The sequence below is a fragment of the Curtobacterium sp. MCBA15_016 genome, assembly GCF_001865105.1.
Classification (GTDB): domain Bacteria; phylum Actinomycetota; class Actinomycetes; order Actinomycetales; family Microbacteriaceae; genus Curtobacterium.
Genome location: NZ_MJGR01000020.1, coordinates 1 through 17,458, shown reverse-complemented (window position 1 = coordinate 17,458; position 17,458 = coordinate 1). Strand labels below are relative to the sequence as shown.

Genomic DNA, 17,458 nt, shown 5'->3' with positions numbered 1-17,458 from the left:
GGTGATGGCCGGATCGACGCCTGTGTGCTCGAGTTTAGCGGACGGGAGCATGCTGGAGCGATGCCCTCGTCAGATGCTGCCCCCGCGCAGCAGGAGCGTCCCGATTCCCTGCTCACCGTCGTCATCGCCTTCGGCGCGAACCTGCTCGTCGCGATCGCCAAGACGATCGCCTCCCTGATCTCCGGATCGGCGTCCATGGTCGCCGAGGCCGCACACTCGTGGGCCGACACCGGCAACGAGATCTTCCTGCTCGTCGCCGAACGGCGTGGCTCGAGGAAGCGCGACACCGCGCACCCGCTCGGCTACGGCCGTGAGACGTACATCTGGTCGATGTTCGCCGCGTTCGGCCTCTTCACCGCGGGCGCCATCGTCTCGATCTACCACGGCATCACCGAGCTCGGGGACACCGGGCCGGCCGAGGACGTGCTCCTGAACTACATCGTCCTCGGGCTGTCGTTCTGTCTCGAGGGCACGAGCTTCCTGCAGGCGTACCGGCAGGCGCACGGCGCGGCGACGAAGCGGCGGGTGCCGGTGCTCCGGCACGTCCTGCAGTCGTCGAACCCGACCCTCCGTGCCGTCTTCGCCGAGGACGCCGCGGCGCTCATCGGCCTCGTGGTCGCGTTCCTCGGGGTGTTCCTCCACCAGGTCACCGGCCTCGCGGTCTTCGACGCCGTCGGCTCGATCGCGATCGGGATCCTGCTCGGGGTCGTCGCGATCGTCCTGATCGACCGCAACCGCCGGTTCCTGCTCGGGGAGAGCACGTCACCGGAGCTCGAGAACGCGGTGCTCGTCGAGCTGCTCGGGCGGTCGCAGATCGAGCGCGTCACCTACCTGCACCTCGAGTTCGTCGGGCCCTCGCGGGTCTACCTCGTCGCCGCGGTCGACCTGACCGGCAACGAGAACGAGGAGCACGTGGCGGTGCGGTTGCGCGACGTCGAGAAGTCCCTCGAGGAGAGCCAGTACATCGAGGAGGCCGTGCTCACCCTGAGCTACCCCGGCGACGAGTCGCTCGTGCCGACGGGCGACGACGTGCCCGAGGTGGTGCGGGACGGGACGGCCGAGGACGTCGCCGCGGGCGGGGCCGGCACGCTCCGGACCGACTGAGCCGCACGCGGCTGCCGCGCGGTCGGGTCAGCCGCGGTCGGCGGGCACCAGGGTGGCGGCGTCCCCGCGGCGCTCGATCACCAGGCCGTCCTGCACGACCCACACCCGCAGCGCGTCGAGCCGGAACTCCTCGAACCGCTCCGGGTGCTCCCGCAGCAAGGCCCGCAGGTCGTCGTCCATCGGGAACCGCGGGTCGATCCCGGCGACGAGCACGCCGTAGTCCCCGTGCGTCACCCCCTGGGTCGCGCCACGACGGCCGATGAACACCGCGAACGACTGCTGCGCCGACCCCGACACGAGGACGCGGACGTCGTCCGGCACCCCGCGTTCCTCGAGGACCCCCTCGAGCCGGGCGAACCCGGTGGTGCGCGTCTCGGCGACGGTCCGCACCACGACGACCGCGGGGACGATCGTCACGACGACGGCGAGGAGCGCCACCACGGTCGTGCGCGGCGGCCGCAGCCGGGCGAGCCGGGTGTACCCGACCGCGGCGAGCGCGATGATCCAGGGCATCCACGCCTGGTAGTAGTGCGGCAGTGCGACGTTGGCCGTCGAGTAGAAGACGACGAGGATCCCGAGCGCGATCCCGAGGAGCGCGACGAGCCGGTCCGGGCGGATCGCGAACGCCGCGGCCGTCCCGACCAGGAGCACGACGACCGTCGGCCACCCGACCCCCTCGACGACCCGCACGAAGTTCGTCCACCACGGCGCGATCATGTACGTCTTCCCGAGGACCGAGATGATGTGTCCGCGGGTGTCGTGCTTGCCCTGGAACTCGATCATGAAGGTGATCGCCCGGACCCCGCCGACGGGCACGTACGCGACGACGAACACCACGGCGAACGCCGCGGCGGCCGCGACGCCCCCGGTCAGCAGCCCGGACCAGCGCCGGAACAGCAGCGGGACCGCGGCCAGCGCGAGCACGAGGACGGTGGTGGTGACCTTCGACGTGACCGACAGCGCCAGCAGGGCACCGGCGAGCGCCATCCACCACCAGCCGTCCCAGGCCGTGGTCCGGTCGGCGGGGCGTCGGGGTCGGGTCGCCCACTGCCAGGCCGCGGCGAGCGCCGCCACGGCGAAGAAGGTCATCAGCGGCTCGAGGAGGGCGAGCCGGTCGATCCGTGCGGCCGTGCCGGACGCGACGTCCGCCCACGTCGGCGAGTCGGCACGCGGCGTGAGCCACCAGAGCCCGGCGGCGAGCACGGCGCCCCAGTACCCGATCGGACGCCGGAGCCAGGCGAACAGGACGATTCCGGTGCCGAACGAGGCCGTCGCGGCGACGAGACGGGGCCCGAGCACGCCCTCGCCGAACACGAGCTGCGCGACGCCGAACAGGTACTTGCCGGTCGGCGGGTGCTGCAGGTTCGAGGAGAGCACCCCGTGCACGTAGTCCCACCCGGCCCGCGTGTAGGTGAACTCGTCGACGTAGGTGCTCTGTCGGCCGATGTGCCAGTACGCGACGAACACCCCCGCGAGGGCGACCACGGCGAAGACCGCGGTTCGTGTCCATCGCGCGCGGGTCATGGGGAGAGAGCCTATTGGGCCGGACCTCAGTGGGAGGCGAGACCCGCTGCGACCGGGGTGAGCGCCGCCCCGACGTACTCGACGAGCGGTCGGCGCCCGACCCCGTCCGAGACCCAGACGCCGAACGCCGCTGCGGCCGCCCCGAGCATGGCGCCGGACACCGTCTGGGGCCAGAGCGCCGCCGGGTGCTCCCCCGTCCGGCGGGCGACGAAGGCCGCGACCGCCGCGTGCTGGGCCGTCACGCGTGCCGCGACGCTCGCCACGAGCTCGGCACCGATGCCCATCACCTCGGCCTGTGCGATCGCCCAGGGGACCCGGTCGGGGTCGTGGGCGCGGGCGGTGGCGAGCAGCGCGGCCTCGACGGCCCGCACCGCGGACTCCTCGGTCGAGGCGGCGAGGCACGCCGGGAGCGTCGCGACCGCGGCGTCGAGGTCGAGCCAGAGCACGTCGGACTTCGCCGTGAAGTAGTTGAAGAACGTCGCGCGGCTGACGCCGGCCCGTGCGGCGATCTGGTCGACCGTGGTCCGGCCGTAGCCCTGCTCGAGGAACAGCTCGGCCGCGGCGTCGGCGAGCACCTCGGCGCTCGAGCGTCGGGGGCGGCCACCGCGGCGCATCGGTTCGTCCATGGGCCCCAGTAAACCGCTAGACTCGTCCAGCCATGATCTTGGACTCAGTACAGAAAACCACCGCAGTGGTCGCCGGCGCCGCCGCACTCCTCCTCGTGCTCGCCGGCTGCACCGGTGGCGGCACCGCGACGTCGAACAGCACGCCGGTCGACGGCGGCACGCTCACGTACGCCTCGGGCGACGCCGAACCGACCTGCCTCGACCCGCACGTCGGCGGCAACTACCCGCAGGCGCTCCTGTCCACCCAGTACATCGAGGAGCTCACCGCGCTCGACGACGGCAAGCCCGTCCCGGCGCTGGCGAAGTCCTGGACGACGAGCGACGACGGCAGGACGCTCACCTTCACGCTCCGCGACGACGTGACCTTCACCGACGGCACGCCCTTCGACGCCGCCGCGGTCGTGGCGAACATCGAGCACGTGCAGGACCCGGCGACCGCGTCGAGCACGGGGTACCTCGCGCTGCAGTCGATCACGAAGGCGACGGCCACCGACGACCACACGGTCACCCTGACGCTGAGCCGGCCGGACAGCGCGCTGCTCGAGTCGTTCTCGCAGCCGTGGGTCGGCATGGAGTCCCCGAAGGCGCTGGAGCGCTCGCAGGCGGTGAACTGCGAGTCGCCGGTCGGCACCGGCCCGTTCGAGGTCACCGGCTGGAAGCACGGCGACCGGGTGACGCTCCGCAAGAACGCCGACTACACGCCGCTCCGCGGGAGCACGGAGCCCCGCCTCGACGGCATCACGTGGCGCTTCCTGCCCGACTCGACCTCGCGGTACGCGGCGCTGCAGTCCGGCCAGGTCGACGTCATCGACAACGCCCAGCCCGACCAGCTCAAGGCGGCCTCGTCGAAGGGGTCCATCCGCGACCTCGACGCTCCGCGCCCCGGTGCGTCGAACCGCCTCGAGCTGAACTCCGGCCACGGGGTCTTCCGCGACGAGGCCGTCCGCAAGGCCTTCATCGCCGGCGCCGAGATCGACCCCGGCATCCGGTCGCTCTTCCTCGGGACGGCGAAGCGCTCGTACTCGGTGCTCTCCAGCGTCGAGCCGTACGGGTACTCCGACAAGAGCCTGTTCGAGTACTCCCCGACGAAGGCGAAGCGCCTCCTCGACGACGCCGGCTGGAAGGTGGGCAGCGACGGCATCCGCGAGAAGGACGGCGAGCAGCTGACCGTCACGTTCCCGGTGTCGACGAACCAGTCCGTCCCCGCCGAGCGCAGCCTGTTCCAGCAGATCCAGGCCTCCGAGAAGGCCGTCGGCTTCAAGGTCGTGCTGCAGGAGCTCGACCTCTCCAGCTGGTACGCCGCCCTCGCGGCGAACGAGTACGACGTCGTCAGCGCGCCCTACACGAAGGTGGGCGCGGACGTCCTCCGCATCCTGTACGACTCCGCCAGCATCACGCCGGCACCGTCCGGGTACTTCGCGAACCTCGCCCAGCTCGACGACCCGGAGCTCGACGACCTGCTCCAGCGGGCCGCGCAGACCTCGGACACGTCCGAGCGCGGCGACCTCTACGAGCAGGCGCAGGAGATCATCCTGTCCAGCGGCACCGTCCTCCCGCTCTACGACCAGCAGAACCACTTCCTGCTGCGGTCGAGCGTGCACGGTGTGCAGACCACCGCGGTGTCGACGCCGTGGTTCGGCACGGCCTGGATCGACCGCTGATCGCGACCTCGCGATCGTCGGACGGGAGGCACGGATTGCGTCGCGGACGTCGAGGCACGCCCGCCGCGTGGTCGGCGTGGACCCTGTGGGGACTGCGCCGCCTGGCCGGCGGCATCGGGGTGCTCTGGGCGGTCGCCACGATCGTGTTCGTCGCGATCCGGCTCATCCCGGGCGACCCGGCGCTCGCCATCCTCGGCGGACCGGGCTCCCAGGCCTCGGCCGAAGCGGTCGCGCAGGTCCGACAGGAGTACGGCCTCGACCGGCCGGTGCTCGTGCAGTACGCGGTGTTCCTCGGGCGTCTGGCGACCGGGCACCTCGGTGACTCGTACGCGTTCCGGACGCCGGTGTCGACGCTCCTCGGGCAGCAGCTCCCGGTCACGCTGACCCTGGCCGTTCTCGGGCTCGTCGTCGCCTGGGTGCTCGCGATCGCCGCCGCGTGGTGGTCGACGCAGCGCGGTCGGTTCGCCGCGGGACTCACGAGCGCCCTGAGCGTCACCGCGAGCGTCACCCCGCACTTCTGGCTCGGCAGCGTCCTCATCGTGGTGTTCGCCAGCGCCCTCGGCTGGGTGCCGGCGGTCAGCGACGGCTCGGCCCGGGGCTGGGTGCTGCCGGTCGTCACGGTGGCCGTGCCGGTCGCCGGGTACCTCGCCGAGACCGTCCGGGACGGCGTGGTCGACGCCCAGCGGTCGGCCTTCGCACTCGCGGCCCGCAGTCGTGGCGAGACCCGCGCGGGACTGTTCGGCCGGCACCTGCTCCGGCACGCCGCACTCCCGGGGATCGCCCTGTCCGCGTGGGCGTTCGGTTCGCTCGTGTCCGGTGCGGTCGTCGTCGAGTCGGTGTTCGCGCTCCCGGGCATCGGGCGCGCACTCGTGACCGCGGTGACGCAGCGGGACATGCCGCTCGTCGCGGGCATCGCGCTGGTGTCGGCCGCCGCGTACGTGGTCGTGCTCGCCGTCGCGGACCTCGTCGAGCGTGTGGTGGACCCGCGTGCCGGCGGGACGGCCGGGGCGGGGGCGACCCGGCGTCGCGCTCCGCGCGTCACCCGGCACGGGGCGGGCGCACGGTGAGCGGGATCGCCGAACCGCGCCTCCAGGCCGGTGCCCAGGGTGACGCGTCCGCCGGACGGTCCGAGCGAGTCCGTGGGGGGACGCTCGGCCCGGCCGGATGGACCGCTGCCGCCGTCGTGGCGCTGGCCGTGGTCGCGGCGGTGTGGCCGGCGCTGCTCGGCGGTGGCGACCCGCTCGCCGTGCACCCGGCGCAGGCGCTCCAGGCGCCGTCGTGGTCGAGTCCGTTCGGCACCGACGAGTCCGGGCGGGACGTCCTCGCCCGGGTCGTCGCCGGCACGCGGGCGTCGCTCGTGGTCGGTGTGGTCGCGACGCTCGTCGGCGGCGGGGTCGGGGTCGTGCTCGGCGTGGTCGCGGGACTCGGCGGGCGCGTCGTCGACGGGGTCGTCGGCCGACTGACCGAGGTCGCGTTCGCGCTCCCCCTGCTCCTCGTGGCGCTCGTCGTCATCGCGGTGACCGGCCCCGGGCCCGTCCCGGCGATGCTCGCGGTCGGGTTCGCCACGGCGCCCGGGTACGCCCGGATCGTCCGCGGGCTCGTGCTCCGGGCGCGCCGCTCGCAGGTGGTCGAGACCGCCGTGCTGATGGGCCGCTCCCCCGCCGTGATCACCGTGCGGCACGTGCTCCCCGCGGCGCTCTGGCCGGTCGTGGCCGTCGGGACGCTCGGCGTCGGGCAGGCGATCGTCTGGGCCTCGGCGCTGAGCTACCTCGGCGTCGGCACCCCGCCACCCGCGCCGGAGTGGGGCGCGATGCTGGCCGACGGTCGCACGTACCTGCAGACGGCCCCGTGGATGAGCACCTTCCCCGGCCTCGCGATCGTGGTCCTGGCGACCGCGGTGACCGTGCTCGGCCGGGCGATCCGACGAACAGGAGCGATCCGATGACCGTGCTCGACGTGCAGGGGCTGACCGTCAGCATCGGCGGATCAGTGGTCGTGCAGGACGTCGCGCTGCACGTCGATGCCGGCGAGTGCGTCGCGCTCGTCGGCGCCTCCGGCTCCGGCAAGACCGTCACCGCACGGGCGGCGCTCGGCCTGTCGGCACCCGGTTCCTCGGTCCGGGTCGACCGGCTGACCGTGGCCGGGCTCGACGTCCGGGCGTTCTCGGACCGCAGGTGGCGGAGCGTGCGCGGCTCGCGGGTCGGCTACGTCGGCCAGGAGGCCCTGGGCGCCCTGGACCCGCTGCGTCCCGTCGGGCGTGAGGTCGCGGATGCCCTCCGGCTGCACACGGACATGACGGCGGCGCAGCGGGTGGGGGCCGTGCGGGACGCCCTCACCGCGGTCGGCCTCGACCCGGCGCTCGCCACGGACGGTCGGCTCGCGGGCACCCTGTCCGGAGGGATGCGCCAGCGTGCCCTCATCGCCGCGGCCACGGTCGGGTCGCCGGCGCTCGTGGTCGCCGACGAACCGACGACGGCGCTCGACGCCGGGGTCGCGGTCACCGTGATGGAGCAGCTGCGTGCGGCCCAGTCGCGCGGCGCCGGGCTGCTCGTCATCACGCACGACCTCGGGCTCGTCGCGGGGTGGGCGGACCGGGTGGTCGTCGTGCACGAGGGACGCGTGGTGGAGCAGGGGCCGGTGGCCTCGGTGTTCGCGGCGCCGCAGCACGAGGCGACGCGGGCGCTGGTGCGGGCGGCGGGCGCGGGTGCGGGTGGGCCCGGCGGGTCTGGCGGGTCTGGCGGGTCTGGCGGGTCTGCAGTGTGCGAGGTGCCGGACACGGTGCGGGGGCCGGAGCCCCGCACGGAGCGCGGAACCTCGCACGGTGCGGGCGTGGTGCTCGCCGCCCAGGGGCTCGCGCGGGCGTTCGACGGCGTCCCCGCCGTGCGCGACGTGTCGTTCGGGCTCGAGCGCGGGCGCGTCCTCGGGGTGATCGGCGCGTCGGGGTCCGGCAAGACCACGCTCGCGAGGATGCTCCTCGGCCTCGAGCTCCCCGACGCCGGCACGGTCACGCTCGACTCGTCGCCGTGGGTCCCGCTCGACGAACGCACCCGCCGGCCCATGCGGCACCGGGTGTCCGCGGTGGTGCAGGACCCCGGGGCGACGTTCGACGAGCGGTGGAACGTGGAGCGGGTCCTCGCGGACGCGTTCACCGGCGGCGCCGAGCGGTCGGCCCGTGGTGCGCTCGGTGCCCGCATCGACGCGGCGCTCGACCAGGTGGGGCTCGACCCGGCACTCCGCCGGCGCTCGCCGCTGACGCTGTCCGGCGGGCAACGGCAGCGCCTCGCGATCGCCCGCGCGCTCGCGACGTCGCCCGAGGTGATCGTGCTCGACGAACCGGTCACGGCACTCGACGCCACGGTGCAGGACGCGGTGCTGACGCTCCTCGAGGGGCTCCGGGACAGCACGGGCGTGGCGATGGTCTTCGTGTCGCACGATCTCCGGGCCGTCCGGCGGATGGCCGACGACGTGCTGGTCGTGCACGAGGGCCGGGTCGTCGAGCACGGCCCCGCCGCGACGGTGTTCGACCGCCCGACGCACGCCGTGACCGCGCGCTTGCTGCGTGCCGCCGAGCGGCTCGCCGCGGGCCCGCGGCCCGAGGCCGGCGCCGCGTAGCGCGGCCGCGGCCGCGCGCCGCGCGCCGCGCGGCGCCTGCGTTCTCACGCGCTCAGCGACACCTCACGGGCGCGAGGAGCCGTGAACTGTCGCGCAGCGCGAAACGTCGCGAACCGCGCCGCGCACCGCGCCGCGACCGCGACGCCGCGCACCGCGCCCGGACGAGCGGAGGCACGGCGCGACGTCCGAGGCGGACGCGCACCGTGCCTCCAGGCAGCCAGCTCCTACGAGCCCGCGGGCTCCTTCGAACCGTCACCGGACGACGGCACGTCGCCCGAGATGATCGGGATCTCGCTCGTCGAGAAGTCCTTCGCCCAGTCGGACTGCGCCAGCTCGGACTCCGGGTCGTTGTAGTCCTTGATGACGCCGGCGATCTCGTCCTCGTGCGCCACCGTGGGGCCGGACCCCATCAGCGGCGTCGCGGCCGTCTCCTTGGTGAAGTAGACGGCGACGAGCCCGATCAGGGCGGCCAGCATCAGGTAGAACGCCGGGATGTCCTCGGCCCAGCCGTAGCCGGCGTCCTTCGCGGCGTTGATGAGCGCCGAGGTGGCGAGCGGGGTCGTCCCACCGAAGAGCGACACCGACACGTTGAACGCGATGGCGAGCGCGCCGTAGCGGATGATCGTCGGGAACAGCGCCGGCAGGGTCGACGGCATGGTCGAGGTGAACGTCACGAGCACGACACCCAGGATCAGGAGTCCCGCGAAGACCCCCACGCCGGTACCGGTCTGCACCAGCTTGAGCGCCGGCCACGACAGCAGGATGAACCCGACGCAGCCCGCGGCGAGCACCGGACGTCGGCCGAACTTGTCGGACAGGCGACCGCCGAACGTGATGACGACCATCATGAGGATCATCACGATCACGATGAGGATCAGGCCGAACGTGGCGTTCTGGCCGAGGTTCTGCTCGAGGTACGTCGGCATGTACGACAGGAGCATGTAGTCGGTCACGTTGAACACGAGGACCAGACCGATGCAGATGATCAGCGAGCGCCAGTTCTCGGCGAAGAGCTTGAGGAACGGGGTCTTCTGCCCCTCGCGCTCCGCGGCCTGCTCCTGCTGCTTCTGGAACGCCGGGGTCTCCTCCAGCTTGAGGCGCAGGTAGAGACCGATCAGGCCGAGCGGGCCGGCGATGATGAACGGGATGCGCCAGCCCCAGCTGAGCAGGGCGTCCTCGGAGAGGCCGAACTGCAGGCCCGTGACGATCGATGCGCCGAGCACGTAGCCGGCGAGGGTGCCGAACTCGAGCCACGAGCCCATGAACCCGCGGCGCTTGTCCGGCGAGTACTCGGCGATGAACGTCGCCGCGCCGCCGTACTCACCACCGGTCGAGAAGCCCTGCACGAACCGCGCCACCAGCAGCAGCACGGGCGCCCAGAAGCCGATCGAGTTGTACGACGGGATCAGGCCGATCATGAGCGTGCCCGCGGCCATCAGGATCATCGTGAGGGCGAGGACCTTCTGCCGGCCGATCCGGTCGCCGATCGGGCCGAAGACCGCACCGCCGATGGGGCGCACGATGAACGCGGCGGCGAAGAAGCCGAAGGTCGCGACGATGTTCGCGGCGGGGTCGCCCTCGGGGAGGAACACCTTCGAGATCGTCACCGTGAGGTAGGCGAAGATGCCGAAGTCGAACCACTCCATGGCGTTGCCGAGCGCGGCGGCCGCGACGGCACGCTTGAGCAGCGACTCCTCGACGACGGTGACGTCGTCCTCGGTCAGCTTGCGGCGTGCGCGCTTCGCGGCGCCCTTGGTGCGCAGGGGGCGGTCGCCCCGTGCGTTTCCTGCTTCGTTCGGTGCCAAGTGAGTTCCTCCGGTAGTGCTGTGTCTTGCCTTCGGGCGCCCGGCGGACGGCGACGCTGCAGTCCCTGCGAACCCCGCGTCCGCCGGACAAACTCCGACAGACTATCAGCTGCCCGGCGTGTCTGCCGGATCCGTGTGCTATTGGCCACCGGAGGGTCGGTGCGAGCCGCTACGATCGTGGGACTGCGCAGCACGCGCACACACTCAGGCACCTCATCACGGACTCGGTGCCGCACACAGCGGTCGCAGCACCGCACCGAACGGAAGGCCCGCCATGTCGAAGCCCATGCCCGAGAAGCCCACGGTGGACGGACTCGAAGACGTCTGGGGCCCGGTCTGGGAGCAGGACGGCACCTACCGGTTCGACCGCGACGCCGCCGGCGACCGCAGCAACGTCTACTCGATCGACACCCCGCCGCCGACCGCCTCCGGTTCGCTCCACATCGGGCACGTGTTCTCGTACACGCACACCGACCTCAAGGCCCGGTACGAGCGCATGCGCGGCAAGCACGTCTTCTACCCGATGGGCTGGGACGACAACGGTCTCCCCACCGAGCGCCGTGTGCAGAACTACTACGGCGTCCGCTGCGACCCGCAGCTCCCCTACGACGCCACCTTCGTGCCGCCGTTCGAGGGCGGGGACAACAAGTCGTCGAAGGCGGCCGACCAGATCCCGGTGTCGCGCCGCAACTTCATCGAGCTGTGCGAGCGCCTGACCGTGCAGGACGAGCAGCAGTTCGAGCACCTCTTCCGCACGCTCGGGCTCTCCGTGGACTGGACGCAGTCGTACCGGACGATCGACGACACCTCGCGGGCGAGCGCCCAGCGTGCCTTTCTCCGCAACCTCGAGCGTGGTGAGGCCTACCAGGCCGACGCCCCGACGCTCTGGGACGTCACGTTCCGCACGGCCGTGGCCCAGGCCGAGCTCGAGGACAAGGAGATGCCGGGCGCCTACCACGGCATCGCCTTCCACCGCACGGACGGCGGCGACGACGTCGTCATCCAGACCACCCGCCCCGAGCTGCTCCCCGCGTGCGTCGCCCTCGTCGCGCACCCGGACGACGAGCGCTTCCAGGACCTCTTCGGCACGACGGTCCGCTCCCCCTTGTTCGACGTCGAGGTCCCGGTGCTCGCGCACCACCTCGCGCAGCAGGACAAGGGCGCCGGCATCGCGATGGTCTGCACCTTCGGCGACACCACCGACGTCGTGTGGTGGCGCGAGCTGCAGCTGCCGAACCGCGCGATCATCGGGTTCGACGGCCGCGTCCGCTCCGACGAGCCGGCCTGGATCGAGTCCGACGGCGGCAAGGCGCTCTACGCCGAGATGGCCGGCAAGACCGTGTTCTCGGCGAAGAAGGTCGTCGTGGACGCCCTGACCGAGTCCGGCGAGCTGATCGGCGACGTGAAGACGATCAACCACCCCGTGAAGTTCTTCGAGAAGGGCGACAAGCCGCTCGAGATCGTCTCGACCCGCCAGTGGTACATCGTGAACGGTGCCCGCGACGAGCAGCTCAAGGCGACCCTCCGGCAGCGCGGTGACGAGATCGCGTTCCACCCGGACTTCATGCGCGTCCGGTACGACAACTGGGTCGGCGGCCTCTCCGGCGACTGGCTCATCTCGCGCCAGCGCTTCTTCGGCGTGCCGCTGCCGGTCTGGTACCCGCTCGACGCCGACGGCAACCCGGTCTTCGACCAGCCGATCGTCCCGACCGAGGCCCAGCTCCCCGTCGACCCGGCGTCCGAGCCGGCCCCGGGCTACACCGAGGACCAGCGCGGTGTCGCCGGCGGGTTCCAGGGCGAGCTCGACGTGATGGACACCTGGGCCACCTCGTCGCTCACCCCGCAGCTCGCGGGCAAGTGGGAGACCGACCCGGCGCTCTACGACCTCGTCTACCCGTACGACGTCCGCCCGCAGGCGCAGGACATCATCCGTACGTGGCTGTTCACGACGGTGCTCCGCAGCCAGCTCGAAGCGGACACCGTGCCGTGGAAGCACGCGAGCATCTCCGGCTTCATCGTGGACCCCGACCGCAAGAAGATGTCGAAGTCGAAGGGCAACGTCGTCACGCCGCTGTCGATCCTCGAGCAGCACGGCGCCGACGCGGTCCGCTACTGGGCGGCCTCGTCGAAGCTCGGCACCGACGCGGCCTTCGACCCGCAGAACCCGAAGCAGATCAAGGTCGGTCGTCGTCTGGCGATCAAGGTCCTCAACGCCGCGAAGTTCGTCTACGGCTTCCCGCTGCCCGAGGGCGCCACGAGCGTCACCGAGCCGCTCGACGTCGACGTGCTCGCCGAGCTCGGGTCGGTCATCGACCAGGCCACCACGGCGTTCGACGCGTTCGACCACGCCCGTGCCCTCGAGGTGATCGAGCGCTTCTTCTGGACCTTCTGCGACGACTACCTCGAGCTCGTCAAGGAGCGCGCGTACGGCACCGCCTCGGACGCGACGCACGAGACGCAGGCGAGCGCGGTCCTCGCGCTCCGCGCCGCGATCGACGCGCTGCTGCGCCTGCTGGCACCGTTCCTCCCGTTCGCGACGGAGGAAGTGTGGGCCTGGACCCACGAGACCAGCGTGCACCGCGTCTCCTGGCCGACCGTGGCCGAGCTGCCCACGCAGGCCGAGCCGACGGGGCTCCTCGGGGCGGTGGGCCAGGCGCTCATCGGCATCCGCGGGGCGAAGACGGCCGCCAAGGCGTCCCAGAAGACGCCCGTGACGCGCGCCGTCGTGCAGGCCCCGGCCGAGACGCGGGCGCTCATCGAGCGCGCTGCGGTCGACCTGGCGGCCGTCGGCCGCATCGAGAACCTGTCGTTCGAGGACGGCGCGGAACTGGCCGTCACCGAGATCGAGCTGGCGGAACAGCAGGCGTAACGTCGGTCGTCCGGGCCGGGTCGCGTGTGCGATCCGGCCCGGCCACCACCGGACTGGAGGCACGGATGCAGTTGGGCAGACGCTGGAACGTGGGTGCCGAGGCACCCGGGCAACTCCCCGAGGCGATGGTCGTCGCCGTGCGGGGCGTCGAGGACGAGCTCGCTTCGGAGTCGGTCGACACGGCGGGGTGGGGCTGGACCCTGACCTTCCTCGAGGGCAAGCCGATGGTCGCGCTCGACGACGGCACCTCGATCCACCTCGACGACGCCGGGCGCGCCCAGGTCACGAACCCCGACGACGCCCCCGAGGAGGACTGAGGGCGCGCGCCGCCCGCGCACCCGCGCCCGCGCATCGCTTGGTGAGCAGAAATGGTCGGGTCCCGCTGGGGAACCCGACCATTTCCGCTCACGATGCGAGCACGCGCACTACTTCGCGAGCCACCCCAGGAGCACCTCGTTCACCTCGGCGGTGTGCGTGGTGAGCAGGCCGTGCGGGGCGCCCTCGATCTCGACGTACTCCGCCGCGGGCAGAGCCTTGGTGAAGCGTCGGCCGGTGGCGTCGATCGGCAGGATGTTGTCCGCCGTGCCGTGCACGATCAGCGCGGGGACGGTGACCTTCGGGATGTCCTGACGGAAGTCGGTCGGCCACGTCAACGGTGCTGCGGCGGACGCGATCGCACCCGACCCGGCAGCGACGTTCCACGCGTTCCGGACGGCCTCCTCCGAGATGCGGGAGCCGAGGTTGTCCGACAGGTTGAAGAAGTCCTGGTAGAAGTTCGTGAAGTACGCGTACCGGTCCTTCTTCACGTCGGCGGCGATGCCCTCGAAGAACGACATCGGGCCGGCGCCGTCGGGGTTGTCGTCGGTGATCGCCAGGAAGGGCTCGAGCGAGGCCAGGAACGCGACCTTCGCGATCCGGTCCTCGCCGTGACGGCCGATGTACCGGGCGATCTCGCCGGTGCCCATCGAGAAGCCGACGAGGATCACGTCGTGCAGGTCGAGGGTCGTCAGGACCGTGTGGAGGTCGTCGGCGAAGGTGTCGTAGTCGTACCCGGTCGACGGCTGCGAGGACTGCCCGAACCCACGGCGGTCGTACGTGATCACGCGGTAGCCGGCGTCGAGCAGGGCCGGGACCTGGCCCTCCCACGAGTTGCCGTCGAGCGGGAAGCCGTGGATCAGCACGATCGGCTGGCCGGTTCCCTTGTCCTCGTAGTGGAGTTCGATGTCGACGCTGTTCTCGGTCCCGACGGTGATGGCACCCATGGTCGTTCCTTCCCTGAACCTCGCGGAGAACGGTCGTTCTCCGTCGATGTGGTTTACACTAGAGAACGGTCGTTCCCGGCGCAAGTCGAGAACGGTGAACACGCAGCGAACGGGGTACGCCATGGCAACCAGCACGCTCCCGACCGTCGACCCCGACGTCCGGGCACACATCGTCGACGTCGCCGACCAGCTCTTCTACGCGCGTGGCATCCAGTCCGTCGGCATGGACGAGATCCGCACCGGCGCCGGGGTGTCGCTCAAGAAGCTCTACGCCGCGTTCCCCGGCAAGGAGCAGCTGATCGCAGCGGTCCTCGCCGGACGCCACGACGTCTGGGAACACGGGGTCCACGGCGCGGTCGACACCGCCACCACCCCGCGTGACAAGCTGCTCGCGGTCTACGACTTCCTCGAGTCGTGGTTCGGCGACGACACCTTCCGCGGCTGCGGGTTCATCAACGCGTTCGGCGAGCTCGGAGCCACCTCCCCCGCCGTCGCCGAGATCGCCCGTGCCCACAAGGACTCGTTCCAGCGCTTCGTGCAGGACCTCGCGGCCTCGGTCGTCCGCGACCCCGCCACGGCCGAGGAACTCGCCGCCCAGCTCGCCCTCCTCGCCGAGGGGGCACAGACCACGGCCGCCATCGCCGGGTCGACGACGCCGGCGCGGCACGCGCGGCGGGCAGCCGAGACCCTCATCGACGCGGCGACGCGCGCCTGAGACGCGACCGACTCTCGGACAGGAGGCGCGGGGCGGGTCCGCACCGCGCCTCCCGTCCGACAGCGTCACCGGTCCGTAGGGTGGAGCGATGGCAACCCCGTTCGATGGACCGAGCACCCTTCCCTACGCCCTCCCGCCGTTCCGCGAGGTACGGCTCGAGCACTACCGCCCCGCGTTCGACGCCGGCATGGCCGAGCAGCGCACCGAGGTCGAGGCGATCGCCGCCTCCCCCGACGAACCCACCTTCGAGAACACGCTCGTGGCGCTCGAGCGCACCGGGCAGCTGCTCGCCCGCGTGAGCCACGTGTTCTTCACGCTGTCGTCGGCGGACTCGACGCCGGAGCTGCACGACCTCGAGGCCGAGGTCTCCCCGCTCCTCGCCGCGCACCGCGACGCGATCACGCTCGACGGACGTCTGTACGCGCGGGTGGCGGCGGTCCGCGATTCGCTCGACGACCGGGCCGACCTCACCGACGAGGACCGTCGGCTGGTCGAGCGCACGCACACCGAGATGACCCTCGCGGGCGCCGGGCTCGACGACGCCGGTAAGGAGCGACTCACCGCGATCAACCAGGAGCTCTCGACGCTCACGACGACCTTCGAGCGGAACCTGCTCGAGGACACGAACGACCTCGCCGTGCACGTTTCGGATGCTTCGGAACTGTCCGGCCTCGACGACGGCGCGAGGTCCGCCGCCGCCGCAGCCGCTGCCGACCGGGGGCTCGACGGCTGGCTCATCACACTGCCGCTCTACACCGGGCATCCGTGGCTGTCGTCGCTGGCCGACCGCGGGCTGCGTCGGCGGATCATGGAGGCGTCGCTCTCCCGTGGCCGTCGGGGCAACGACCACGACAACCGCGACGTCCTCCTGCGCATCGTCCGACTCCGGGCCGAGCGCGCCGAACTCCTCGGCTTCCCGAACCACGCCGCGGTCGTCACGGCCGACGAGACCGCCGGGACGCCCGAAGCCGTCGACGGTCTGCTGTCGTCGCTCGTCGGCGCGGCCGCTCGCAACGCCGACGACGAACGGGACGTCCGCGCCCGGGTGCTCGGTCACGAGGTCGAGTCGTGGGACTGGGCGTACGCGACCGAACTCCTGCGCGGCGAGCAGTTCGCGGCGGACAGCTCGGCGCTCCGCCCCTACTTCGAGGCCGACCGGGTGCTGCACGACGGTGTCTTCCACGCTGCCGGCGAGCTCTACGGCCTGACCTTCACCGAGCGCCCCGACCTGCACGGGTACAACGATGAGGTACGGGTGTTCGAAGTGCGCGGCGCCTCGGGTGAGGAGGTCGGGCTCTACCTGCTCGACCTCTACACGCGGGACGGCAAGCGCGGCGGCGCGTGGATGAACCCCGTCGTGGAGCAGTCCGCGCTGCTCGGGACGCTGCCGGTCGTCGTGAACAACCTCAACGTCGCGAAGCCGGCCGCCGGATCGCCGACGCTCCTGATCCAGGACGAGGTCGAGACGCTCTTCCACGAGTTCGGGCACGCACTGCACGGCCTCATCGCCCGCACCACCTACCCCCGTTTCTCGGGCACGAACGTGGAGCGGGACTTCGTCGAGTTCCCGTCGCAGGTGAACGAGATGTGGGTGTCGTGGCCGTCCGTCCTGGCGAACTACGCCAAGCACCACGAGACCGGGGCGCCGCTGCCGCCGGAGCTCGTCCTGGGGCTCAGCGACTCCGCGGGGTTCAACGAGGGGTTCGCGACGACGGAGTACCTCGCCGCGGCGCTGCTCGACCAGGCGTGGCACCGCCTCTCCGCTGCCTCGGCGGCTTCCGTGACCTCGGTCGAGGACTTCGAGCGGGCGGCTCTGGAATCCGCGGGCATCGCGGTCGAGGCCGTCCCGCCGCGGTACTCGTCGACGTACTTCGCGCACACGTTCTCGGGCGGGTACGACGCCGGGTACTACGGGTACATCTGGTCCGAGGTGCTCGATGCCGACACGGTGGAGTGGTTCCGCTCGAACGGTGGGCTCTCGCGCGCAGCGGGTGAGCGGTTCGCGGCGAAGTTGCTCGGGGTCGGTGGGGCGAAGGACCCGCTCGAGGCGTACCGGGACTTCCGCGGGCGCGATGCCGAGGTGGGGCCGCTGTTGCGGCGCCGCGGGCTGGAGTAGGGGCGCGGGGCGCGCCGCGCGCGGCGCGCGGGCGGGTGACGCCGTGCTGCGGCGCAAGCTGCTGGCGCACAACCAAAGTCACCCCGAACCGCGCGCATGCGCGGCTCGGGGCGACTTGCGTTGTGCGCCGCGCGCCGACGCGCAGCGTCGAACCACGTTTCCGA

13 protein-coding genes are annotated in these 17,458 nt (G+C 72.0%); 9 read left to right on the top strand and 4 right to left on the bottom strand.

What is annotated here, in order from left to right:
• Window positions 1–60: 60 nt before the first annotated feature.
• Window positions 61–1,104, top strand: coding sequence for a cation diffusion facilitator family transporter (locus BIV03_RS08720; RefSeq protein ID WP_071295394.1), 1,044 nt, complete (start codon window positions 61–63; stop codon window positions 1,102–1,104).
• Between the two features lie 27 nt (window positions 1,105–1,131).
• On the opposite strand, the gene BIV03_RS08715 is transcribed toward BIV03_RS08720, so the two are convergent.
• Together BIV03_RS08715 and BIV03_RS19565 are read right to left on the bottom strand one after the other, a co-directional pair.
• Window positions 1,132–2,628 carry a hypothetical protein gene (locus BIV03_RS08715; RefSeq protein WP_139201917.1) on the bottom strand — a complete coding sequence of 499 codons (1,497 nt, stop codon included), beginning with the start codon at window positions 2,626–2,628 and terminating at the stop codon, window positions 1,132–1,134.
• Window positions 2,629–2,654: 26 nt separating this feature from the next.
• The gene (locus tag BIV03_RS19565; protein ID WP_071295392.1) at window positions 2,655–3,254 is read right to left on the bottom strand and encodes a TetR/AcrR family transcriptional regulator; all 600 of its coding nucleotides are present in this window, start codon (window positions 3,252–3,254) and stop codon (window positions 2,655–2,657) included.
• A gap of 32 nt (window positions 3,255–3,286) precedes the next feature.
• Here BIV03_RS19565 and BIV03_RS08705 point away from each other — a divergent pair, with 32 nt between their 5' ends.
• From BIV03_RS08705 to BIV03_RS08690, 4 genes are read left to right on the top strand one after another with little or no spacing between them, the layout of a single operon-like run.
• A complete protein-coding gene (locus BIV03_RS08705) occupies window positions 3,287–4,915 on the top strand; it encodes an ABC transporter substrate-binding protein (protein WP_071295391.1) in 1,629 nt (542 codons plus the stop codon).
• Between the two features lie 35 nt (window positions 4,916–4,950).
• Window positions 4,951–5,982 carry an ABC transporter permease gene (locus tag BIV03_RS08700; protein WP_254790821.1) on the top strand — a complete coding sequence of 344 codons (1,032 nt, stop codon included), beginning with the start codon at window positions 4,951–4,953 and terminating at the stop codon, window positions 5,980–5,982.
• Entirely contained in the window at window positions 5,979–6,860 is an 882-nt protein-coding gene (locus BIV03_RS08695) for an ABC transporter permease (protein WP_083403305.1), read from the top strand. Before BIV03_RS08700 ends, BIV03_RS08695 begins: the two co-directional genes overlap by 4 nt.
• The gene (locus tag BIV03_RS08690) at window positions 6,857–8,527 is read left to right on the top strand and encodes an ABC transporter ATP-binding protein (RefSeq protein WP_071295390.1); all 1,671 of its coding nucleotides are present in this window, start codon (window positions 6,857–6,859) and stop codon (window positions 8,525–8,527) included. Before BIV03_RS08695 ends, BIV03_RS08690 begins: the two co-directional genes overlap by 4 nt.
• 224 nt (window positions 8,528–8,751) lie before the next feature.
• On the opposite strand, the gene proP is transcribed toward BIV03_RS08690, so the two are convergent.
• A complete protein-coding gene (gene proP / locus BIV03_RS08685; RefSeq protein ID WP_254790819.1) occupies window positions 8,752–10,332 on the bottom strand; it encodes a glycine betaine/L-proline transporter ProP in 1,581 nt (526 codons plus the stop codon).
• A 274-nt stretch (window positions 10,333–10,606) separates the two neighbouring features.
• Here proP and valS point away from each other — a divergent pair, with 274 nt between their 5' ends.
• Window positions 10,607–13,201: a valine--tRNA ligase gene (gene valS, locus BIV03_RS08680; protein WP_071295389.1), complete on the top strand. Its 2,595-nt coding sequence runs from the start codon at window positions 10,607–10,609 to the stop codon at window positions 13,199–13,201.
• A 65-nt stretch (window positions 13,202–13,266) separates the two neighbouring features.
• Window positions 13,267–13,518 carry a hypothetical protein gene (locus tag BIV03_RS08675; RefSeq protein WP_070416567.1) on the top strand — a complete coding sequence of 84 codons (252 nt, stop codon included), beginning with the start codon at window positions 13,267–13,269 and terminating at the stop codon, window positions 13,516–13,518.
• A 108-nt stretch (window positions 13,519–13,626) separates the two neighbouring features.
• Here the strand turns inward: BIV03_RS08675 and BIV03_RS08670 are convergent, their stop codons facing one another.
• The gene (locus BIV03_RS08670; protein ID WP_071295388.1) at window positions 13,627–14,463 is read right to left on the bottom strand and encodes an alpha/beta fold hydrolase; all 837 of its coding nucleotides are present in this window, start codon (window positions 14,461–14,463) and stop codon (window positions 13,627–13,629) included.
• Window positions 14,464–14,584: 121 nt separating this feature from the next.
• Between BIV03_RS08670 and BIV03_RS08665 the strand changes: the two genes are divergently transcribed.
• Together BIV03_RS08665 and BIV03_RS08660 are read left to right on the top strand one after the other, a co-directional pair.
• Window positions 14,585–15,178: a TetR/AcrR family transcriptional regulator gene (locus BIV03_RS08665; RefSeq protein WP_070416569.1), complete on the top strand. Its 594-nt coding sequence runs from the start codon at window positions 14,585–14,587 to the stop codon at window positions 15,176–15,178.
• A gap of 88 nt (window positions 15,179–15,266) precedes the next feature.
• On the top strand, window positions 15,267–17,294 hold the full coding sequence (locus BIV03_RS08660; RefSeq protein ID WP_071295387.1) for a M3 family metallopeptidase: 2,028 nt from the start codon (window positions 15,267–15,269) through the stop codon (window positions 17,292–17,294).
• The last annotated feature ends 164 nt before the right edge of the window (window positions 17,295–17,458 follow it).